Annotated in this window: 15 protein-coding genes and 1 pseudogene; 11 read left to right on the top strand and 5 right to left on the bottom strand. The window is 60.8% G+C overall.

The window, feature by feature from the left end:
* Positions 1–24: 24 nt before the first annotated feature.
* On the bottom strand, positions 25–1,536 hold the full coding sequence (gene pepA / locus PFH44_RS00080) for a leucyl aminopeptidase (protein WP_041143793.1): 1,512 nt from the start codon (positions 1,534–1,536) through the stop codon (positions 25–27).
* 267 nt (positions 1,537–1,803) lie between these two features.
* Here pepA and lptF point away from each other — a divergent pair, with 267 nt between their 5' ends.
* Together lptF and lptG are read left to right on the top strand one after the other, a co-directional pair.
* Positions 1,804–2,901 carry an LPS export ABC transporter permease LptF gene (gene lptF, locus PFH44_RS00075; protein WP_045853287.1) on the top strand — a complete coding sequence of 366 codons (1,098 nt, stop codon included), beginning with the start codon at positions 1,804–1,806 and terminating at the stop codon, positions 2,899–2,901.
* Positions 2,901–3,983, top strand: a complete 1,083-nt coding sequence (gene lptG, locus PFH44_RS00070) for an LPS export ABC transporter permease LptG (protein WP_283824031.1) — start codon at positions 2,901–2,903, stop codon at positions 3,981–3,983. The genes lptF and lptG overlap by 1 nt, the downstream gene beginning before the upstream one ends.
* Before the next feature lie 49 nt (positions 3,984–4,032).
* On the opposite strand, the gene PFH44_RS00065 is transcribed toward lptG, so the two are convergent.
* Together PFH44_RS00065 and PFH44_RS00060 are read right to left on the bottom strand one after the other, a co-directional pair.
* Positions 4,033–5,535: a helicase HerA-like C-terminal domain-containing protein gene (locus tag PFH44_RS00065; protein WP_283824030.1), complete on the bottom strand. Its 1,503-nt coding sequence runs from the start codon at positions 5,533–5,535 to the stop codon at positions 4,033–4,035.
* A 99-nt stretch (positions 5,536–5,634) separates the two neighbouring features.
* On the bottom strand, positions 5,635–6,456 hold the full coding sequence (locus PFH44_RS00060) for a TIM barrel protein (RefSeq protein WP_045853284.1): 822 nt from the start codon (positions 6,454–6,456) through the stop codon (positions 5,635–5,637).
* Positions 6,457–6,807: 351 nt separating this feature from the next.
* Here PFH44_RS00060 and PFH44_RS00055 point away from each other — a divergent pair, with 351 nt between their 5' ends.
* Positions 6,808–8,313, top strand: a complete 1,506-nt coding sequence (locus PFH44_RS00055) for a CoA-acylating methylmalonate-semialdehyde dehydrogenase (protein WP_045853283.1) — start codon at positions 6,808–6,810, stop codon at positions 8,311–8,313.
* A gap of 18 nt (positions 8,314–8,331) precedes the next feature.
* On the top strand, positions 8,332–9,141 hold the full coding sequence (iolB, locus tag PFH44_RS00050) for a 5-deoxy-glucuronate isomerase (RefSeq protein ID WP_283824029.1): 810 nt from the start codon (positions 8,332–8,334) through the stop codon (positions 9,139–9,141).
* Between the two features lie 267 nt (positions 9,142–9,408).
* Here iolB and PFH44_RS00045 read toward each other — a convergent pair whose 3' ends face one another.
* Positions 9,409–10,266 (bottom strand): MurR/RpiR family transcriptional regulator, encoded by an 858-nt coding sequence (locus PFH44_RS00045; protein ID WP_045853281.1) that lies wholly within the window; start codon positions 10,264–10,266, stop codon positions 9,409–9,411.
* Positions 10,267–10,415: 149 nt separating this feature from the next.
* Entirely contained in the window at positions 10,416–12,329 is a 1,914-nt protein-coding gene (locus tag PFH44_RS00040) for a bifunctional 5-dehydro-2-deoxygluconokinase/5-dehydro-2-deoxyphosphogluconate aldolase (protein WP_283824028.1), read from the bottom strand.
* Between the two features lie 526 nt (positions 12,330–12,855).
* On the opposite strand from PFH44_RS00040, the gene iolD reads away from it, so the two are divergent.
* The 7 genes and pseudogenes from iolD to yagF all read left to right on the top strand — a co-directional run.
* Entirely contained in the window at positions 12,856–14,796 is a 1,941-nt protein-coding gene (gene iolD, locus PFH44_RS00035) for a 3D-(3,5/4)-trihydroxycyclohexane-1,2-dione acylhydrolase (decyclizing) (protein ID WP_133601039.1), read from the top strand.
* 48 nt (positions 14,797–14,844) lie between these two features.
* Positions 14,845–15,858 carry a bifunctional inositol 2-dehydrogenase/D-chiro-inositol 1-dehydrogenase gene (gene iolG, locus PFH44_RS00030; RefSeq protein ID WP_283824027.1) on the top strand — a complete coding sequence of 338 codons (1,014 nt, stop codon included), beginning with the start codon at positions 14,845–14,847 and terminating at the stop codon, positions 15,856–15,858.
* A gap of 42 nt (positions 15,859–15,900) precedes the next feature.
* On the top strand, positions 15,901–16,785 hold the full coding sequence (locus PFH44_RS00025; protein ID WP_283824026.1) for a sugar phosphate isomerase/epimerase family protein: 885 nt from the start codon (positions 15,901–15,903) through the stop codon (positions 16,783–16,785).
* A 23-nt stretch (positions 16,786–16,808) separates the two neighbouring features.
* Positions 16,809–17,708, top strand: coding sequence for a myo-inosose-2 dehydratase (gene iolE / locus PFH44_RS00020; protein WP_283824025.1), 900 nt, complete (start codon positions 16,809–16,811; stop codon positions 17,706–17,708).
* A 148-nt stretch (positions 17,709–17,856) separates the two neighbouring features.
* The gene (locus PFH44_RS00015; protein WP_283824024.1) at positions 17,857–19,350 is read left to right on the top strand and encodes a sugar porter family MFS transporter; all 1,494 of its coding nucleotides are present in this window, start codon (positions 17,857–17,859) and stop codon (positions 19,348–19,350) included.
* A 383-nt stretch (positions 19,351–19,733) separates the two neighbouring features.
* Positions 19,734–20,642: a dihydrodipicolinate synthase family protein gene (locus tag PFH44_RS00010; RefSeq protein WP_283824023.1), complete on the top strand. Its 909-nt coding sequence runs from the start codon at positions 19,734–19,736 to the stop codon at positions 20,640–20,642.
* 14 nt (positions 20,643–20,656) lie between these two features.
* Positions 20,657–21,269: pseudogene (yagF, locus tag PFH44_RS00005) on the top strand (xylonate dehydratase YagF); the annotation flags it as partial.

The following is a 21,269-nucleotide window of genomic DNA, read 5'->3' as shown; positions in this document are numbered from 1 at the left end:
CGTCGCGCCATCCGGCCTGCAAGATTACTCTTCGCCGGTAAAGCCGGCGCGGTTGAGCAGGAACTGCGACAGCAGCGCCACCGGACGACCGGTCGCGCCTTTGGCTTTACCCGAACGCCATGCGGTGCCGGCGATATCGAGGTGCGCCCAGTTGTACTTGCGGGCGAAGCGCGACAGGAAGCAGCCGGCGGTAATGGCTCCGCCCGGACGGCCGCCGATGTTGGCCATATCCGCGAAGTTGGACTCCAGCTGATCCTGGAACTCGTCGCCCAGCGGCAGACGCCACGCGCGGTCGCCCGCCAGCTCGGATGCGCCAATCAGCTCATGGGCCAGCGGATTGTGGTTCGACATCAGGCCGGTGATATGGTGGCCGAGGGCAATCACGCAGGCGCCGGTCAGCGTCGCCACGTCAATCACCGCTTCCGGTTCGAAGCGCTCAACGTAGGTCAGGACGTCGCAGAGCACCAGGCGGCCTTCGGCATCGGTATTCAGCACTTCCACCGTCTGGCCGGACATGGTGGTCAGGACGTCGCCCGGACGATAGGCGCGACCGCCGGGCATGTTTTCACAGCCCGCCAGCACGCCGATGACGTTCAGCGGCAGCTGCAGCTCGGCCACCATACGCATCACGCCGTACACCGCCGCCGCGCCGCACATGTCGTACTTCATCTCGTCCATGCCTTCGGCAGGCTTGATGGAGATACCGCCGGAGTCGAAGGTCAGGCCTTTACCGACCAGCACGATCGGACGCGCGTCTTCCGCCGGGTTGCCTTTGTACTCAATCACCGACATCAGCGATTCGTTCTGCGAGCCGTTGCCGACCGCGAGGTAGGAGTTCATTCCCAGCTCGCGCATCTGCTGCTCGCCGATCACGCGGGTGACGACGTTTTTGCTCCAGGTATCCGCCAGCTGGCGCGCCTGAGAGGCGAGATAGGCCGCGTTGCAGATGTTCGGCGGCATGTTGCCGAGATCTTTCGCCGCCTTGATCCCGGAGGCGATGGCCAGACCGTGCTGGATTGCGCGCTCGCCGCTGGTCAGTTCGCGGCGGGTTGGCACGTTGAAGACCATTTTACGCAGCGGACGACGCGGTTCGCTTTTGTTGGTCTTCAGCTGATCGAAGCTGTACAGCGTCTCTTTCGCGGTCTCAACGGCCTGGCGAACTTTCCAGTAGTTGTTGCGCCCTTTGACGTGCAGCTCGGTCAGGAAACAGACCGCTTCCATCGACCCGGTATCATTCAGGGTATTAATGGTTTTTTGAATCACCTGCTTGTACTGGCGCTCATCCAGCTCGCGCTCTTTGCCACATCCAATCAGCAGAATGCGCTCTGACAGAATATTTGGCACATGGTGGAGCAGCAGCGTCTGGCCAGGCTTACCTTCCAGTTCACCGCGACGCAGCAGGGCGCTGATATAGCCGTCACTGATTTTATCGAGTTGTTCGGCAATGGGGGAGAGGCGACGCGGTTCGAAGACGCCGACCACGATACAGGCACTCCGCTGCTTCTCCGGGCTACCGCTTTTTACACTGAACTCCATGCACTACGCTCCTGAATCTTAAAGACAACGACGGTGGCTACGGATAGAATTGAAAGCTTTCGTAACTCATGTCCGCTGTTGTGGTGACTTCGTGTTAATCTTAACGTTATTACGGCCTTGGTTCGTCAGAAAAAAACCTGATACGCAGAACCGATGAGTCATTTAATCTTAGCGATGTTTTCGACGACCAAAGAGAATAAATGACGTTTAAGCCATGAAACAAGCAATTTTCCTGCAATAAGACGGGTTTTTACGGGCGTATTTATAGTGATAATCATAAGATATCTGGTTCGTGAGACGCTGAAAAGCCAGTTGGCGATCCTATTCATCCTGCTGCTCATTTTCTTTTGTCAGAAACTGGTCAGGATCCTCGGCGCTGCGGTAGATGGCGATATCCCGACAAATCTGGTGCTTTCGCTGTTAGGGCTGGGCATTCCGGAAATGGCGCAGCTGATCCTCCCCCTGAGCCTGTTCCTCGGGCTGCTGATGACGCTGGGCAAACTCTACACCGAAAGCGAAATTACGGTGATGCACGCCTGCGGCCTGAGCAAAGCGGTACTGGTGAAGGCGGCGATGATCCTCGCGCTGTTCACCGGCGCGGTCGCGGCGGTCAACGTGATGTGGGCGGGGCCGTGGTCGTCCCGGCATCAGGACGAAGTGCTGTCGGAAGCAAAAGCTAACCCCGGCATGGCCGCGCTGGCCCAGGGCCAGTTCCAGCAGGCCAGCGACGGTAGCGCGGTGCTGTTTATTGAGAGCGTTAACGGCAAGCGTTTCCAGGACGTATTCCTCGCGCAGCTGCGGCCGAAAGGCAACGCCCGTCCGTCGGTGGTGGTCGCCGATTCGGGCGAACTCTCGCAGCAGAAAGACGGCTCGCAGGTGGTGACCATGAATCAGGGTACCCGCTTTGAGGGCACCGCCATGCTGCGCGATTTCCGTATCACCGATTTCAAAAACTATCAGGCGATTGTTGGCCATCAGGCGGTCACCTCAGATCCCGATGATACTGAACAGATGGATATGCGCACGCTGTGGCATACCCAGACCGATCGCGCGCGCGCCGAGCTGCACTGGCGCTTCACGCTGGTGGCGACCGTCTTTATCATGGCGCTGATGGTGGTTCCGCTGAGCGTCGTCAACCCGCGTCAGGGCCGCGTGCTGTCGATGCTGCCGGCAATGCTGCTTTACCTGGTCTTCTTCCTGGTGCAAACCTCGATTAAGTCGAACGGCGGCAAAGGTAAAATGGACCCGATGATCTGGATGTGGGGCATCAACCTGCTCTATTTCGCGCTGGCGGTGCTGTTGAACCTGTGGGATACGGTGCCAATGCGTCGCTTCCGTGCCCGTTTTAACAAAGGAGCGGCGTGATGCAGGCGTTTGGCGTACTTGACCGTTATATCGGTAAGACGATTTTCAACACCATCATGATGACGCTGTTCATGCTGGTTTCGCTGTCGGGCATTATCAAGTTTGTCGATCAGCTGAAAAAAGCCGGACAGGGCAGCTACGATGCGCTGGGCGCCGGGCTCTATACCCTGCTCAGCGTGCCGAAAGACGTGCAGATATTCTTCCCGATGGCGGCGCTGCTCGGGGCGCTGCTTGGCCTCGGCGCGCTGGCACAGCGCAGCGAGCTGGTGGTGATGCAGGCCTCAGGCTTCACCCGTCTGCAGGTGGCGCTGGCGGTAATGAAAACCGCTATCCCGCTGGTTCTGCTGACGATGGCGATGGGTGAATGGGTTGCGCCGCAGGGCGAGCAGATGGCGCGTAACTACCGCGCTCAGCAGATGTACGGCGGCTCGCTGCTTTCCACTCAGCAGGGCCTGTGGGCGAAAGACGGCCACAATTTTGTCTATATCGAACGAGTTAAAGGTAACGACGAGCTGGGCGGCGTGAGCATTTACGCCTTCAACGATGCGCGTCGTCTGCAGTCGGTCCGCTACGCGGCGTCGGCGAAATTCGATAGCGAGAATAAGGTCTGGCGCCTGTCGCAGGTCGATGAGTCCAACCTCACCGACCCGAAACAGATTACCGGCTCGCAGATGGTCAGCGGCATCTGGAATACCAAGCTGACGCCGGACAAGCTGGGCGTGGTGGCGCTGGATCCCGACGCGCTGTCGATTAGCGGCCTGCACAACTACGTCACCTATCTGAAGTCCAGCGGTCAGGATCCGGGCCGCTACCAGCTCAACATGTGGAGCAAGATCTTCCAGCCGCTGTCGGTGGCGGTGATGATGCTGATGGCGCTGTCGTTTATCTTTGGTCCGCTGCGCAGCGTGGCGATGGGCGTGAGGGTGGTGACGGGGATTAGCTTCGGCTTTATCTTCTACGTTCTGGACCAGATTTTCGGCCCGCTGACCCTGGTCTACGGCATTCCGCCGATCATCGGCGCGCTGCTGCCGAGCGCCAGCTTCTTCCTGATAAGCCTCTGGCTGATGATGAGAAAAGGCTAGCGCGCTTCCCCCTCTCCGGCGCGGAGAGGGGGGGCATTAACCTGGCAACCTACCGTTTTCGCCCGCCGAGTAAGCTTCCCAGCATTCCCCTCACTATCTGATTCGTCACCTGACGCACCGCGCTTTTGGCCGCCGTTTGCACAATACCGTCGCGCTTGCCGCCGCGCGGGCCGGTGGTGCCAAACAGAATATCCTTCAGGCCGCCGAGCAGGCCGTCGTCGGCGCTGCTCTGCTGGCCTTTGGCCGGCGGCGCATCCTGCTGCTCGGTGGTGGCCTGCACCCCTTTTTGCAGCATTTCAAACGCCGACTCGCGATCGACCTCCTCCTCGTATTTTCCGTACAGCGCGGAGTGGTTAATCAGCCCGTTACGCTCGTCGTCCGTCACCGGTCCCATCCGCGAGCAGGGGGCGATAACCATCGCGCGCTCTACCACCGACGGGCTGCCTTTTTCGTCGAGGAAGGAAATCAGCGCCTCGCCGGTGCCCAGCTCCTGAATAGCCTGTTCGGTACTGAACGCCGGATTGGCGCGCATGGTTTGCGCCGCCGTTTTTACCGCCTTCTGATCCTTCGGCGTGAAGGCGCGCAGGGCGTGCTGCACCCGGTTACCCAGCTGGCCGAGTACCGCGTCGGGGATATCCGCCGGGTTTTGCGAAACGAAGTAAACCCCCACGGCCTTGGAGCGAATAAGGCGGATAACCTGTTCAATTTTATCGAGTAAAACCTGCGGCGCGTCGTTAAACAGCAGGTGCGCCTCGTCGAAGAAAAAGACCAGTTTCGGTTTGTCCAGATCGCCGGCTTCCGGCAGGCGTTCGTAGAGCTCCGAGAGCATCCACAGCAGGCTGGCCGCGTACAGCTTCGGCATCTGATACAGCTTTTCGGCGCTGAGGATATTAATCACCCCTTTGCCGCTGGCATCAACGCGCATCCAGTCCGCGATATCCAGCATCGGCTCGCCGAAGAAGTGCTCCGCCCCCTGCTGCTCAAGCGTCAGAAGGCCGCGCTGGATAGCACCCACCGAGGCGCTGCTGATGTTGCCGTACTGGTTCTGGAAGCTTTTCGCGTTATCGCCGATGTACTGGGTAATGGCGCGCAGATCTTTAAAGTCGAGCAGCAGCAGGCCGCGGTCGTCGGCGATGCGGAAAATGATATTCAGCACCCCGGACTGGACCTCATTGAGGTTCAGCAGGCGCGCCAGCAGCAGCGGGCCGAGGTCGGAGACCGTGGCGCGCAGCGGGTGGCCTTTCTCGGCGAAAATATCCCACACCACCACCGGGTTAGCGTGCGGCTGCCAGTCGCTGACGCCGATTTTTTCCAGCCGCGCCTGCAGCTTTTCGCTGCTCTGGCCCGCCTCGGCGATACCGGTGAGGTCACCCTTCACGTCGGCCATAAATACCGGCACGCCGATTTCGGAAAAGGACTCCGCCAGCTTCTGCAGCGTGACGGTTTTACCGGTCCCGGTAGCCCCGGTGATCAGGCCGTGACGGTTGGCCATTCCGGGGAGTAGATGCAGCTGTTTTTCCAGCGTACGCGCAATCAGCAGGGGTGAGCTCATGGTCGATTCCTCCATTTATCCTGCGTCGATTATAGGCAACCTGGCCGCAAAAAGACGCAGGGAATCGCCACTTTAGGGCGGAGTCGGCGTTTATTTTCTTCAGGCGCAGTGCTGCTGGATCAGCGCGATGCTCTGCTCAACCTCACGACGGATATCCTCTTCACGCCAGTTTGCCAGCTCCGGGGCAAACGGCTCGAAGGCGTAAACGCCCTGATAGCCGCGCGCCTCGAGGTTTTTGACCTGCTCGCAGGTCTGCAGCCTGTCGCGCGGCGTCAGCATGATGCGCTCATCGTCGGTGAGCTCCTCACGCGGGCGGGTATCCTCGACGCCGGAGAGGTGGACCAGGCCGATAGCGTCGATCTCCAGCTGGCTAAACTCCTCATCCGCCTGCGGGTAGAGATGGTGGTGGAAGGTATCGATCAGCAGCTTAAACGGCACGCGGGCATCGTGAATAAGCGTTTGCGCCTGCGCCGCCGAGCGCAGCGAGCTTTGCGGAAAGCCCAGCGGCTCAACCAGCCCGTGGATGCCGTAAAAAGAGAACAGCGGCGCCAGCTCGCGAAGCGCGCCCAGCGTCTCGTCGGTGGAGACCGCGCGGCCGTCGTTGAGCGGGCAGAGCACCAGCGACTTCGCGCCAACGGCCTGCGCCTCCTTCAGCAGGGATTCGGTCAGGCTGCGCACCTCCGGCGTACGGCAGTTGAAGGGATAAACCGCATTGATGGTCAGAATCTCAATATGGTAGCGCTCGGCCAGTTCGCGCACCTGGCGGGCGCTGAGATCGTCGGTCACCTTTGCGCCGGGGAGATCGTTGCGCAGCTCGACCTTGTTCAGCCCGAGGCTGTTCACCAGGCGAAAGAAGGACTCGATATTCAGCGAAGGGGCGATCTTGCGATTAATGCAGAAGCGGTGCTGGGCAATGGTCATTTTACTCTCCGGGAACAGGATGAAGTGGCTTCGTTCGATTACCCTCTAGTCAAAACGTTTATTCCAAAATTGGCAATGCGTGAAATGGTGGTTTTTTGAGCCGCCTCGCAAAATAGCGTGCGCGAAAGGGATAGTGCGCGTCGGTGAGAAACGCTGCGGCGTCTGTTGCCGGGCGATCGCGCTTTCTTGCAGGAACAGAAGCGTTATTGCTGAAAATTGCGACCATTATCACCAAATTAGAATTTCATTTTATATCTTTGTTGAAATATAAATTTCATTTTACTACGGTTATAGCACAGCAAAATCGGAGATGGGCCGCAGCGTTGGCCTTCCACACCATGAGGCGAGAACATGACGATCACAGGAAACTTTATTGGCGGGCAGACCGTTACCAGCAGCAGCAATGAAACGATGCCGGTGTTCGATCCGGCGACGGGCAAAGTGGTGCGCGAAGTTACGCTCTCCACCGCCCAGGAGGTCTCTGACGCCATTCAGGTCGCGCGCGACGCGTTTGAAGGCTGGTCCCGTACCACGCCGCTGCGCCGTGCCCGGGTGCTGTTCAACTTTAAAATGCTGCTGGAACAACATGCCGAAGAGCTGGCGGGGATCATCGTTAGCGAGCACGGTAAGGTGTGGTCGGACGCGCTGGGCGAGCTGACCCGCGGCCTGGAAGTGGTTGAGTTTGCCTGCGGGATCCCGCACCTGATTAAAGGCGAGTATTCATCCGACGTTGGTACCGGCGTCGACAGCTACTCCCTGATGCAGCCGCTGGGCGTGGTGGCGGGGATTACGCCGTTTAACTTCCCGGCAATGGTGCCGATGTGGATGTTCCCGCTGGCGCTGGCCTGCGGCAACAGCTTCATCCTCAAGCCGCCTGCGCTGGCGCCTACCGCGGCGGTACGTCTTGCGGAGCTGCTCAAAGAGGCGGGCCTGCCGGATGGCGTCTTTAACGTGATCCACTGCAGCAACGAAGATGCCGGGCAGCTTTACACCGACCCGCGCATTGCGGCGGTCAGCTTTGTCGGCTCCTCCGGCGTGGCGGAGTATATCTACAAAACCGCCAGCGCTCACGGCAAGCGCGTGCAGGCCTTCGGCGCGGCGAAAAACCATGCGATCGTCATGCCGGATGCGGACCTCGATGCCACGGTGAACGCGATTATGGGCGGCGCGTTTGGGTCGGCGGGAGAACGCTGCATGGCGCTGCCGGTGGTGGTTGCCGTCGGCGATGAAACCGCGGACAAGCTGATTGCCCGCCTCCAGCCGCTGGTGCAGGCGCTGAAGGTCGGCCCTGGCTGCATGCGCGGCAAAGAAGAGAACGAAATGGGCCCGGTGGTTTCCGACAGCCATCAGAAAAAAGTGCTGGGCTATATTGATAAGGGCGTCAGCGAAGGCGCGACGCTGGTCGTCGACGGCCGTAAGCCGCGGGTGCCGGGTTATGATGAGGGTTACTATGTTGGCGGGACGCTGTTTGATAACGTGACGCCGGAGATGACCATCTGGCGGGAAGAGATTTTTGGGCCGGTGCTGGGGATTGTGCGCGTCGCCGACTATCACAGCGCGCTGGAACTGGTGAACAGCCACGAGTTTGGCAACGGTAGCGCCGTCTTCACCAGCAGCGGCCATACCGCGCGTGAATTCGTCCATGACGTGCAGGCCGGGATGGTCGGGGTCAACGTGCCGGTGCCGGTACCGATGGCGTTCCACAGCTTTGGCGGCTGGAAGCGCTCGGTCTTCGGCGCCCTGAACGTCCACGGGCCGGACGGCGTACGTTTCTACACGCGCATGAAAACCGCCACCGTCCGCTGGCCGGAAGGGCAGCAAACCGTATCTGAATTCAGCATGCCGACGTTAGGCTAATCGGCGAAGGAGATCGCCATGTCGTTACTGGCTAAATCGCAAAAAGAGGGGCAGATCCAGCACATTACGCCGCAAAGCGCCGGCTGGCGTTACATCGGCTTTGACGTCTGGATGCTGAAAAAGGGGCAGAGCGTGACGCTGGAAAGCGGCGAGCGAGAGCTGTGCCTGGTGCTGGTCGCCGGGCTGGCTTCGGTCAAAACGACGAAGGCCGACTTCCCGGACCTCGGGCAGCGGATGTCGCCGTTTGAGCGCACGCCGCCGTGGTCGGTTTACGTGCCGTCGCAGGATAAAGTCGAGGTTACCGCCGATTCCGATCTCGAGCTGGCGGTCTGCAGCGCGCCGGGTAAGGGGAGCTTCCCCGCGCGGGTGATTCGCCCGCAGGAGGTTGGCGTTGAGCATCGCGGCAAAGGGCGCAACCAGCGCCGGGTGCACAATATTCTGCCGGACAGCGCGCAGGCTGACTGCCTGCTGGTGGTCGAGGTCTACACCGATGAGGGGGCCACCAGCTCGTGGCCGTCGCACAAGCACGATACCGCGCTGCCGGGCCGCGAGACCCAGCTGGAGGAGACCTACTATCACCGCTTCGACCCGCCGCAGGGCTTTGCCTTCCAGCGCGTCTATACCGATGACCGCAGCCTGGACGCCTGCATGGCGCCCTACAACCACGACGTGGTGATGGTGCCGCGCGGCTATCATCCGGTGGCGGCGATTGCCGGCTATGACAGCTACTATCTGAACGTGATGGCCGGGCCGGATCGCCGGTGGCTGTTTAGCTGGGAAGAAGATCACGCGTGGATCAATAGCCCCGACTATCCGCGCCACGACTGATACGTTATGAGCGCTAAGCAAGGCCGGTTAGATTTGCTAACCGGCCTTTTTTGTTGCCTGAGCGTTCCCGGCCGCGCGACCCGGGCCGACAACGGGCCGTCGGGGCGGGCGGGGCGAATTTGCACAATGTCGCCCGACTGGACGGGATGACAAGGCGTGCGGCGCCAGCCCGGATAAGGCGCTGACGCCGCCATCCGGGGAGAAGAGAGAACGTTTGGTCGTGGTCGGCCGGACGGGCGAGCGCGCCGCCTCCGGGGAGGCGGTGCCTCAGGCCTGCTGCTGGGCCTGCGGATCTTTACTGCTGTTGAGGGCCAGCGAAACCGCCAGCGTCTGGGCGAGACAGAGCGAAGCCACCTGCGAGCGGAACCCGTCAACCTGGGCCTCGCGCACTACGAAGCAGACGTCGCTGAAGGCCGCGAGCGGGCTAACCTGGCTGTCGGTGATGGCAATCTGCCGCGCCTTGCGCTGGGCGCCGAGCTCAACCAGCTCAACCACCTCGCGGGCGTAAGGCGAGAAGCTGACCGCCACCACCACGTCTTTCGGGCCGACCAGGCTCAGCTGTTCGGTAAACATGCCGCCGAGTCCGTCGATCAGGAAGGCCTTGCGGTCAAGGTGGCGCAGGGCGTAGGTCAGATAGGAGGCGACGCTAAACGAGCGGCGCAGGCCGATAACGTAGATATTCTCCGCTTCCGCCAGCAGGGCTACTGCGCGCTCAAGATCGTCGCCCGAGGTCTGCATGGCAAGCTGCTGCAGCGCCTGGGTGTTGACCATGGTAAACATATTGAGAATTTCGGTCGGCGTTTCCGGCGGCGAGCTCTCATCGCTGGTGGTCTGGCGGAACAGGCGCGCGCGCTCGGTATAGTTGGCGGTCTCTTCCATCAGATGCTGTCTGAACATCTGCTTCATTTCGTTAAAGCCGCTGAAGCCAAAAGCGTTAGCGAAACGAATCAGGGTGGATGGCGGAACGTCGGCCTGCTGGGCAATAGAGGCGACGGTATCGAAAGCCACGCTATTGCTGTTATCCAGAATATAGCGCGCCACCTGTTTTAAGCGTTTGCTTAACGTCTCGTAGCGACGCCTGATCTCATCCTGCAGGATGGTAAGTTGGGTTGGATTATTGGCCATAAATTGCGCTCTGATGAAATGAAAGAAATATAACTTCCAGTGTACCAAATGAAGCGAATTTTTCATTTTTTGCGATGAAATACGCGATTCATTTCACGAAGAAAGCGAAAAAGCCCGCACCGGAGGGGGAAGGTGCGGGCTGAACAGGATTAGCCGCGGGCTTCGCGCCAGTAGCCGATAAGCGCCAGGTAGTTGCGTTTCACCTCATCGATCAGCGCCTCATCGCTAAGCTCGCCCTGCATCCAGCGGCGCGAAGGCTGACCAAAGATGGTGCGCCCGACGGCAAAGCCCTTGATGATCGGGTGGTTCGCGGCCTCGGCGAATCCGGCGCGCAGGCGATCGGGCGGCGCGTCGAGGCCAAGGATCAGGATCCCGCGGCACAGGCTATCTTCGCGTTCGATCAGCGCGGCGATCTGCTCCCAGCTCGCGCTGGAGAGCGGCGGCAGCTTCCACCAGTCGGGCTGGATACCGAGCCGGTAAAAATGTTCCAGCATGGCGTAATAGTGGCGCTCGTCCTTATCCGGGCCGCTCTCCGGCAGGATCACTTCCAGCAGCAGCTCGTGCCCGGACTTATTGCAGGCCTGCCAGACCTCCAGCAGCAGCGCATCCTGCTCGGCGCGCAGCGCCGCCGGGTCGGCCGGATGATAGAAGACCAGGCACTTAACCACCTGTTCCAGCGGCCAGTCGATCAGCTGAGAGCCGATATTGCCGTGCTCAAGACGCAGCGGGCGAGAGCCCGGCAGCTCGATTGGCCGCCCGATCCACCAGCCTTTGCCGGTAATGGCGTTCAGCGCGCGCTGGCCGTAGGTGCCATCGGCGAGGATACCGCTGCGCCGATCGAGCCCGGCCTCCTGCGCCGCCGCCTCGGCTGCGGCCAGCAGCAGCAGCTTGAGCTGCGGGATGCAGGCCGTATCGCGACCGGTTTCCTGCACCAGTTCCGCCAGCTGCTTGCGGTGGTCAAAGGCAAAGATGCACAGCTCAGGCCACTGCTGGCGGCGGCTGGTCACCCGATGGAGATGGTTCAGACGGGCGTCGAGGTCCGGGCGCGGGACCGATTCCGCGCGCAGCAGATAGTCATCCAGCTCCACTTTCGTCGGCATCGCCGGCGCGCAGCCGTGGCGAGAGACCACCAGCGCCCCGCAGGCGTTAGCGTAGCGGCAGGCCTGCTCCCAGCCCTCGTCGTTCAGCCAGCCGCGCAGCAGGCCGGACATAAAGGCATCGCCGGCGCCCAGCACGTTGAGCACCTCCACCTGCACGCCCTGCTGCAGCGGCACGCTTTCCCAGCCGTCGGGGATCTCGCCTTCCAGCACCACGCAGCCCATCGGGCCGCGCTTGCACACCAGGGTGGCTTTAGTGGCGTGGCGGACGTTTTTCAGCGCCGTTAGCGTATCGGTGCTGCCGCCGGCAATATGAAACTCTTCTTCTGTACCGACCACTAAATCGAACAGATGTAGCACTTCCTGTAGCTGACGGGTGACGGAACCGGAAGCAATGAAACGCGTTTCACCATCGCCGGGCGAGGTTAATCCCCACAGTACCGGGCGATAGTCGATATCCAGCGCCGTCCGCAGGCCGTGGCGGCGGGCGTACTCCAGCGCTTTCAGCACCGCGGCGCGGGTGTTGGCATGCGAAAGGTGCGTGCCGGTGATCGCCAGCGCCCGGGAGGAGGCGATGTACTCTTCCTTAATATCTTCCGGCGTCAGCGCCATATCGGCGCAGTTGTCGCGGTAAAAAATGAGCGGGAAGGTTTCCTGATCTTTAATCCCTAGCATCACCAGCGCGGTAAGGCGCTTCGGGTCGGTTATCAGGTATTCGGTATCGACCCCGGCACGGCTTAGCGTTTCCCGTAAAAAGCGGCCGTTGTGCTCATCACCCACGCGGGCAAGCATCGCCGATTTTAATCCCTGAATGGCGGTGCCAAAGGCCACGTTGCCCGAGGAGCCGCCCAGATATTTAGAGAAACTGGCGACATCTTCCAGCCTTGCGCCAATCTGCTGGGCATAGAGGTCGACAGCCACCCGGCCAATACAGATGACGTCGAGCCGCTTTACTGCTGCATTCATAGCTACGGTTTCCTTTTGCATGTCTGCTGTACGGAAGGGTCGATATCGACGAGGTCTCCACAAACAGCCTGAGAGTGAACGATTCCCCTTAGTTTGAGAAATAAATATTTCATTTGCAAATTGGATCGAAATTAAAAAACCAAAAGTGTGAGGGATCTACCACTCTGCGGCGCCGGGCACCATTATACAAAGGTTTGCCGGTGGCGGCTGCTCTTGCATCAAAAAGGGTGGGTAATAAACATCTTTATACCTGATTTTTAAAAGGATATTGGCCTGTGGCGCGACGCGGAATGGGAGGCGGATTGCGCGCCGATGTCGATGAAACGAGTGAAATGCGCCGAGAGTTTGATCCTTCTCGCAAAATGAAATGTTTTTTCTGTATTTATGTTTAATGAAAAAAATGTTTGCCTATAATCCAACAGTATTCCAGTGGCCGTTAACGATTTGTCTCGACCTCTTCCGGTATCGCCGCAGGGGCAAAAGCGCTAACCCACACACAAATACTGAACAATAAGGATTGTGCAACATGGGCAAACTGAGACTGACAATGGCGCAGGCGCTGGTGAAGTTCCTTGATAACCAGTATCTGGAAGTCGATGGCGAAGAGCATAAATTCGTCAAAGGTATTTTTGCCATCTTCGGCCACGGCAACGTGCTGGGGCTGGGCCAGGCGCTGGAGCAGGACAGCGGCGAAATGCGGGTATTCCAGGGGCGTAACGAGCAGGGGATGGCGCATGCGGCGACCGGCTTTGCCAGACAGTCTCTGCGCCGGCAGATCATCGCCTGCACCTCTTCCGTGGGGCCGGGCGCCGCCAACATGATTACCGCCGCGGCCACCGCGACCGCCAACCGTATTCCTCTTCTGCTGCTGCCCGGCGACGTCTTTGCGACCCGTCAGCCCGACCCCGTCCTGCAGCAGGTTGAACAGAGCTATGACCTGAGCATCAGCACCAACGACGCGTTTCGCGCGGTGAGCAAATACTGGGACCGTATTACGCGCCCGGAGCAGCTGATGAGCGCCTGCATTAACGCGATGCGCGTCCTGACCGACCCGGCTGAGACCGGCGCCGTGACTCTCTGTCTGCCGCAGGACGTTCAGGGCGAAGCCTGGGATTATCCGCTCTCTTTCTTTGCCCGACGCGTGCATCGGCTCGACCGTCGCCCGGCCAGCGCCGCGCAGCTGGCGGACGCGCTGGCGGCGATTAAGGCCAGCCGCAAGCCGCTGATTATCTGCGGCGGCGGGGTGAAGTACGCCGGTGCCGGCGAGGCGCTGTCCCGCTTTGCCGAACGCTACGGCATCCCCTTTGCGGAAACGCAGGCCGGGAAAGGTTCGGTGGTCTCCTCCCATCCGCTGAACGTTGGCGGGGTGGGCGAAACCGGCTGCCTGGCGGCCAACCTGCTGGCGAAAGAGGCCGACTTAGTGATTGGCGTCGGCACCCGCTTCAGCGATTTCACCACCGCCTCAAAATGGCTTTTCCAGCATCCCGGCGTGCGCTTCCTTAACGTCAACGTCAGCAATTTTGACGCCTGGAAGCTGGACGGGATCCCGCTGCTGGCCGATGCCCGCGAAGCGCTCACCGCGCTGGACGACGCGCTGGCGGGCGAGTCCTGGCAGGCAGAGTGGGGAGCGCAGATCGACAGCGTTCAGAGCCGCCAGTTGAAAGAGACCCAGCGCGTCTATCAGGCGGTATGGCAGGAGGAGTCCTTCGTCCCGGAAATTGACGACCGCCTGGATCGCGATGCGGTGTACCGCGAATTCCGCCAGATCACGGATTCAACCTTAACGCAGTGCAGCGTGCTCGGCGTGCTGAACGAAACCCTGGCCTCCGACGCGGTGATCGTGGCGGCGGCGGGCAGCCTGCCCGGCGATCTGCAGCGCGTCTGGCGCAACCGGGCGACCAACACCTATCACGTTGAGTACGGCTACTCCTGCATGGGCTACGAGGTGAATGCCGCGCTGGGCGTGAAGCTGGCGCAGCCGCAAAGCGAGGTCTATTCGCTGGTGGGCGACGGCTCATTCATGATGCTGCACTCCGAGCTGGTCACCTCTTTACAGGAGCGCGCCAAGATCAACATCGTGCTGCTCGACAACATGGCCAACGGCTGTATTAACAACCTGCAGATCGAGCACGGTATGGACAGCTTCGGCACCGAGTTCCGCTACCGCTCGGCGGAGAGCGGGCGGCTGCAGGGCGGCCTGGTGCCGGTCGACTTCGCGACCATCGCCGCGGGCTACGGCTGCAAAACCTGGCGCGTCACCACCCTTGATGAGCTGCGCCAGGCGCTGGACGCCGCGCGTCGCGAAACGGTCAGCACGCTGATTGATATTAAGGTGCTGCCGAAAACCATGGTGCATAAGTACGGCAGCTGGTGGAACGTCGGCGTAGCCCAGACGGCGCTCTCCGAGCGGATCCGCAAAGTCGCAGAGCAGATTAATGAAAAACGCGCCGAGGCGCGGGATTACTAAAACAGAACACTTACCCTGAACCCTACAGAACCGCGGGAGAACACTATTATGTCACTCAGATTAGGCGTTATCGGCGCAGGCGCCATTGGTAAAGAGCATATCCGTCGCTGCACGCAGGTATTACAGGGGGCCACGGTGGTGGCCGTTTCGGACATCAATGCCGACAGCGCGCGGGCGGCGGTTGCGCTACCCGGCGTTCACGCCGAAGTCTACGCCGACGGCCACGACGTGATTAACGCCAGCGACGTTGACGCTATCCTGGTGACCTCGTGGGACCCGACCCACGAAGAGTACACCCTCGCGGCGATTGCCGCCGGCAAGCCGGTATTCTGCGAAAAGCCGCTGGCGATGAGCGCCGAAGGCTGCCGCCGCATTGTCGATGCCGAAATAAAAGCCGGCCGCAGGTTGGTGCAGGTCGGCTTTATGCGTCCGTACGATGAAGGCTACCTGGCGCTGAAAAAAGTAATTGATGACGGCGACATCGGCGCGCCGCTGATGCTGAAGTGCGCGCACCGCAACCAGAGCGTCGGCGAGAACTACACCACCGATATGGCGATCACCAACACCCTGATCCACGAGCTGGACGTGCTGCGCTGGCTGCTGAACGATGACTATCGCTCGGTGCAGGTTCGCTTCCCGCGCGCCACATCCCACACCCACGCCCGGCTGAGAGATCCGCAGATCGTCTCGTTTGAAACCAAAAAAGGCGCCCTGATCGACGTCGAAGTTTTCGTCAACTGCCAGTACGGCTACGACATTCAGTGCGAAGTGGTGGGCGAAACCGGGATTGCGCGCCTGCCGGAACCCTCGGCGGTGCAGATGCGCAAGGCGGCGAACCTCTCAACCCCGATCCTCACCGACTGGAAAGACCGCTTTATCAAAGCCTACGACGTCGAGCTGCAGGCCTTTATCAACGACGTGCAGGCCGGCAGGCTGCAGGGCCCGTCGGCGTGGGATGGCTATGCCGCCTCCGTCGCCGCCGACGCCTGCCTGCAGGCGCAGGAAAGCACCGTGCCGGTCGCGGTCGCGCTGCCGGAGTGCCCGGCTTTCTATCAGCGCTAAGCGCAGCCGCGTCTGCGGAACCTCTGCAAACAGGACTCGACGATGAAAATTGCCTTTGATGTGGATGTGATTAAAGACCTCGGGATTAGCGGGATGGTGCATCAGGTAGCGGAGTGGGGCTACCGCTATATTGAGCAGTCGCCGCACCCGCAGATTAACCCGTTCTATAAGCACCCGCGCGCCGGTCGCGAAGTGATTGCCGAGTACAGGCAGGCGCTGCGCGACACCGGCGTTGAGCTCTCTTCATTTATCTGCGTCTACCGCTGGTCGGGTCCGGATGAAGCGCGTCGCCAGGCGGCGGTGAAAAACTGGAAGCGGCTGATCGAAATCGCGGTGGAGATGGGCGTCCAGGTGATCAACACCGAGTTCTCCGGCGATCCCAACCAGCCGGAAATTTGCGAAGAGATGTTCTATCGCTCGATGGAGGAGCTGCTGCCGATCTTTGAGCGCGAAGGCATTCGCGTCGAGATCCAGGCCCATCCGTGGGACTTCTGCGAAGAGAACAACGAAACCGTCGATATCGTGAAGTCGTTCCGCAGCGACAACGTGAAGTACGTCTACAGCGTGCCGCACACCTTCTTTTATGACAAAGGGAAAGGCGACGTGGAGAAGATGCTGCGCTACGCCGGCGACGATCTCTCCCACGTGCTGATCGCCGATACCCGCAACCATACCAGGCACTGCCGTTACATCGTTAACCCGCCGGGCGTTGATGCCGCCGTGCACCAGCACGTGGGCGTCGGCGAAGGGGACGTCGATTTCAACGCGCTGTTCCGCACGCTGCGCGAGATGAAATTTGCCGAACGGACGTTCAAAGTCGGCGGCGAGCCGATTGTGGCCGCCTCCCTGTTCGGCTACCCGGAGAAGATGAAGTACCAGGCAGTGGAAACCCGTGAACTCATCGAACGTGAATTGCTGCGTCGTTAAGACGCGGCGGCAGGAGCAACCTAATGAACAAAGATAATATCAAACTCGCTATCGCCCCGATCGGCTGGACTAACGACGACATGCCGGAGCTGGGCGGCGAAAACACCTTCCAGCAGATCGTCAGCGAAATGGCGCTGGCGGGCTTTAGCGGCAGCGAAGTCGGCAGTAAATATCCCCGCGATCCGGCGGTGCTGCAGCCGATGCTGGCGATCCGCGGTATCCAGATCTGCAACGCCTGGTTTAGCACCTTTTTTGCCGACGGGCAGCGCGAAAAAACCATTGATGAATTCGTTAACCATATGAATTTCCTCCATGCGATGGGGGCGAAGGTGATCGGCTGCTCCGAGCAGAGCGGCAGCATCCAGGGGCTGGACAAGCCGATTCTGGCCGACGCCAAGCCGTGCTTTAGCGAAGAGGAGTGGCAGCGGGTTGCCGAGGGCTACAACATCCTGGGGCGCCTGGCCGCGGAAAAAGGGATGCAGGTTTGCCTGCACCACCACATGGGAACCGGCGTTCAAACGACGGCAGAGATCGATAAGTTTATGTCGCTGGTGGATGACGGCGTCTTCCTGCTGTACGACACCGGCCACGCCTGGTACTCCGAAGGCGGCGAAGAGCCGATGCTGGCGATCCTCAAAAAATATCTGCCGCGTATCAACCACGTGCACCTGAAGGACGTGCGCCCGGCGGTGATTGAGCAGGTGCGCCGCGAGGGGCTTTCCTTCCTCGACGGCGTGAAGAAGGGCACCTTTACCGTGCCCGGCGACGGCACAATTGATTTCCGTCCGGTATTTAAGCTGCTGGATGATTTTGGCTACAAGGGCTGGATGGTAGTGGAAGCCGAGCAGGATCCGGCGCTGGCCAACCCCTTCGAATATGCGCTGAAGGCGCGGAAATATATTCGCGAAACGGCAGGAATTTAATCGTTGCTTCACTTCAGGCCATGCAGCAGCGTGGCCTGCTTTTTCCCGGCGCTGTGCGCTAATCAAATAAACACGTCAGTGAGGCCATCGCCTCTGCATTCAGACCAGAGCGGATCTCCCCCTACAAGGCAGGTTACTGGAGTCTTTTATGTCAAAGGAACAATATCTCACCCTCAACAGGGCCTCGGGGCCGAATAGCGACGCCCCGACCACGCCGTTTGTGAAGGTCGTTGCCCTGATAGCAACGCTCGGCGGTTTGCTGTTCGGCTACGATACCGGCGTTATCTCCGGCGCATTGCTGTTTATGGGCAGTGAGCTGCATCTCACTCCGTTCACCACCGGCCTGGTGACCAGCTCGCTGCTGTTCGGTGCTGCGTTCGGCGCGCTGCTTTCCGGCTATCTGGCCAGCGCGGCGGGTAGAAAGAAAATCATCCTCTGGCTGGCGGTTATCTTCGCCATTGGCGCCATCGGTACCGCGCTGGCGCCCGACGTTAACTGGATGATTTTCTTTCGCCTGGTGCTCGGCGTGGCGGTTGGCGGCGCGGCGGCAACCGTGCCGGTCTATATCGCCGAAATGGCGCCGGCGAACAGGCGCGGGCAGCTGGTGACGCTGCAGGAGCTGATGATTGTCTCGGGCCAGCTGCTGGCCTATATCTCGAACGCGGGCTTCCACGCCGTATGGGGCGGGGAGAGCACCTGGCGCTGGATGCTGGCGGTCGCTACGCTGCCCGCCGTGCTGCTGTGGTTTGGCATGATGTTTATGCCGGATTCGCCGCGCTGGTACGCGATGAAGGGGCGCCTGGCGGAAGCGCGTCGGGTTCTGGAGCGCACCCGCCGCAAAGAGGACGTCGAGTGGGAGCTGATGGAGATCAGCGAAACGCTCGACGAGCAGCGCAGTCTCGGCAAGCCGCGGTTCCGCGAAATTATGACTCCGTGGCTGTTTAAGCTGTTTATGATTGGTATCGGTATTGCCGTTATTCAGCAGCTTACCGGCGTAAACACCATTATGTACTACGCGCCAACGGTGCTGACGTCGGTAGGGATGAGCGATAACGCCGCGCTGTTTGCCACCATCGCCAACGGGGTGGTGTCGGTATTGATGACCTTTGTCGGCATCTGGATGCTGGGTAAAATTGGCCGCCGGACGATGACCATGATCGGCCAGTTCGGCTGTACCGCCTGCCTGGTGTTTATCGGCGCGGTGAGCTATTTGCTGCCGGAAACCGTCAACGGCCAGCCGGACGCGCTGCGGGCCTATATGGTGCTGGTGGGCATGCTGCTGTTCCTCAGCTTCCAGCAGGGGGCGCTGTCGCCGGTGACCTGGCTGCTGCTGTCGGAGATTTTCCCCACCCGCCTGCGCGGGATCTTTATGGGCGGGGCGGTGTTCTCAATGTGGATCGCCAACTTCCTGATTTCGCTCTTCTTCCCGATCCTGCTGTCGTGGATTGGCCTCTCCGGAACCTTCTTTATCTTCGCCGGGATCGGCGTGTTTGGCGCGCTGTTCGTCATTAAATGCGTGCCGGAAACCCGCAACCGCAGCCTCGAGCAGATTGAGCACTATCTGCAGGACCGGCTTGATACCAGCGAAGAGCGCAGGGCCGCGCGTAAGGTGTGGGCCGAATCCCAGGCGGATAAGGTCTGAGTTAGCGTTAACCCGAAGTATCCCGTCAGGCCCGGCGCCTGGCGGGCCCGCAGGCCCGGCGCCTGGCGGGCCTGCGGGCCCGCGCTCCTGTAGTCCGCACCGGCGCCGCGCGCCATCTTCGACATTTTCCCCGCCCGCATTGCGCCTGATGAAACCAGGGTTCGCCAGGGTGTTGAGGATTTTCCCCGCTTGCGCTGCGCTGACTGGCGCTATAGATCAGCGCCGTTGCAGCATTATGTGATCCAGCCTGAAAAACTGGCACCTGCGTCCGCAACCCCATTTACCTTCTCTTTCCCGGCGGCATAGTATAATCGTTAAATAAACGAACGACGTTCTATAATGTAGAACAAAAATAGCGAGCAATACATCAGCAAGGAGATCTCATGCAGCAGACCGTGCAGTTCTCGGGGATTATTCCGCCTGTTTCCACCATCTTTACCGCCGACGGCCAGCTTGATAAGCCGGGCTTCGCGGCACTTATCGACGACACGATCGCCGCGGGCGTTGACGGCCTGTTCTTCCTCGGCAGCGGCGGGGAGTTCTCGCAGCTCGGCGCCGAAGAGCGCAAGGCGGTTGCGGCGTTCGCCATCGGCCACGTCGATCGGCGGGTGCCGGTCCTGATTGGCACCGGCGGCACCAACGCGCGGGAGACTATCGTGCTCAGCCAGCACGCGCAGGCGGCGGGGGCTGACGGCATTGTGGTAATTAACCCCTACTACTGGAAAGTGTCGGAACAGAACCTGATCCGCTACTACCAGCAGGTGGCGGACTGCGTGACGCTGCCGGTTATTCTCTATAATTTCCCGGCGCTCAGCGGCCAGGACCTGACGCCGGCGCTGGTCAAAACCCTGGCGGATTCGCGCAGCAATATCGTCGGCATCAAGGACACCATCGACTCCGTGGCCCATCTGCGCAGCATGATCCTGACCGTAAAGTCGGCGCATCCGAACTTCTCGGTGCTCTGCGGCTACGACGATCACCTGTTCAATACGCTGCTGCTGGGCGGCGACGGGGCGATCTCGGCCAGCGCTAACTTTGCGCCGCAGCTGTCGGTGAAGCTGCTGCAGGCCTTCCGCGACGGCGACCTGGCGCAGGCGGCACGCTATCATCAGACGCTGCTGCAAATCCCGCAGATCTACCTGCTCGATACGCCGTTCGTGAACGTGATTAAAGAGGCGACGGTCCTGTGCGGCCGGCCGCTGTCAACGCACGTGCTGCCGCCGGCCTCGCCGCTGAGTGAGGCGGGCAAGGCGCAGCTCAAAGCGCTGCTGCAACGGCTCAAGCTCTGCTGATACGGGAAAAGACGATGACCATCGACAAGATTTTCACTCCGCAGGACGATGCATTCTATGCGGTCACCACCCACGCCGCAGGCCCTCAGGGCGCGCTGCCGCTGACGCCGCAGATGCTGATGGAGTCGCCGAGCGGCAACCTGTTCGGCATGACGCAAAACGCCGGCATGGGCTGGGACGCCAACAAGCTGACGGGGAAAGAGGTGCTGATCGTCGGCACCCAGGGCGGCATTCGCGCCGGCGACGGCCGGCCGATCGCGCTGGGCTACCATACCGGGCACTGGGAGATTGGCCTGCAGATGCAGGCGGCGGCAAAGGAGATCACCCGCAACGGCGGCATTCCCTTCGCCGCCTTCGTCAGCGATCCGTGCGACGGACGCTCCCAGGGCACCCACGGGATGTTCGACTCCCTGCCGTACCGCAACGACGCGGCGATCGTGTTTCGCCGCCTGATCCGCTCCCTGCCAACCCGGCGGGCGGTGATCGGCGTCGCCACCTGCGACAAGGGGCTGCCGGCGACGATGATCGCCTGGCGGCGATGCATAATCTGCCGACGATCCTCGTGCCCGGCGGAGCGACGCTGCCGCCAACCTTTGGCGAAGATGCCGGAAAGGTGCAGACCATCGG

Source organism: Klebsiella sp. Ech2A (assembly GCF_030078455.1).
GTDB classification, from domain to species: Bacteria; Pseudomonadota; Gammaproteobacteria; order Enterobacterales; family Enterobacteriaceae; genus Klebsiella; species Klebsiella terrigena.
Note: the sequence above shows the minus strand (reverse complement) of the source record. Positions and strands in the feature narration are given on the sequence as shown.

Bases quoted from the DNA above. Each gene is read 5' to 3' on its own strand.
- pepA (WP_041143793.1), bottom strand. From the start codon at position 1,536: ATGGAGTTCAGTGTAAAAAGCGGTAGCCCGGAGAAGCAGCGGAGTGCC.
- lptG (WP_283824031.1), top strand. From the start codon at position 2,901: ATGCAGGCGTTTGGCGTACTTGACCGTTATATCGGTAAGACGATTTTC.
- PFH44_RS00065 (WP_283824030.1), bottom strand. From the start codon at position 5,535: ATGAGCTCACCCCTGCTGATTGCGCGTACGCTGGAAAAACAGCTGCAT.
- PFH44_RS00060 (WP_045853284.1), bottom strand. From the start codon at position 6,456: ATGACCATTGCCCAGCACCGCTTCTGCATTAATCGCAAGATCGCCCCT.
- PFH44_RS00055 (WP_045853283.1), top strand. From the start codon at position 6,808: ATGACGATCACAGGAAACTTTATTGGCGGGCAGACCGTTACCAGCAGC.
- iolB (WP_283824029.1), top strand. From the start codon at position 8,332: ATGTCGTTACTGGCTAAATCGCAAAAAGAGGGGCAGATCCAGCACATT.
- PFH44_RS00045 (WP_045853281.1), bottom strand. From the start codon at position 10,266: ATGGCCAATAATCCAACCCAACTTACCATCCTGCAGGATGAGATCAGG.
- PFH44_RS00040 (WP_283824028.1), bottom strand. From the start codon at position 12,329: ATGAATGCAGCAGTAAAGCGGCTCGACGTCATCTGTATTGGCCGGGTG.
- iolD (WP_133601039.1), top strand. From the start codon at position 12,856: ATGGGCAAACTGAGACTGACAATGGCGCAGGCGCTGGTGAAGTTCCTT.
- iolG (WP_283824027.1), top strand. From the start codon at position 14,845: ATGTCACTCAGATTAGGCGTTATCGGCGCAGGCGCCATTGGTAAAGAG.
- PFH44_RS00025 (WP_283824026.1), top strand. From the start codon at position 15,901: ATGAAAATTGCCTTTGATGTGGATGTGATTAAAGACCTCGGGATTAGC.
- iolE (WP_283824025.1), top strand. From the start codon at position 16,809: ATGAACAAAGATAATATCAAACTCGCTATCGCCCCGATCGGCTGGACT.
- PFH44_RS00015 (WP_283824024.1), top strand. From the start codon at position 17,857: ATGTCAAAGGAACAATATCTCACCCTCAACAGGGCCTCGGGGCCGAAT.
- PFH44_RS00010 (WP_283824023.1), top strand. From the start codon at position 19,734: ATGCAGCAGACCGTGCAGTTCTCGGGGATTATTCCGCCTGTTTCCACC.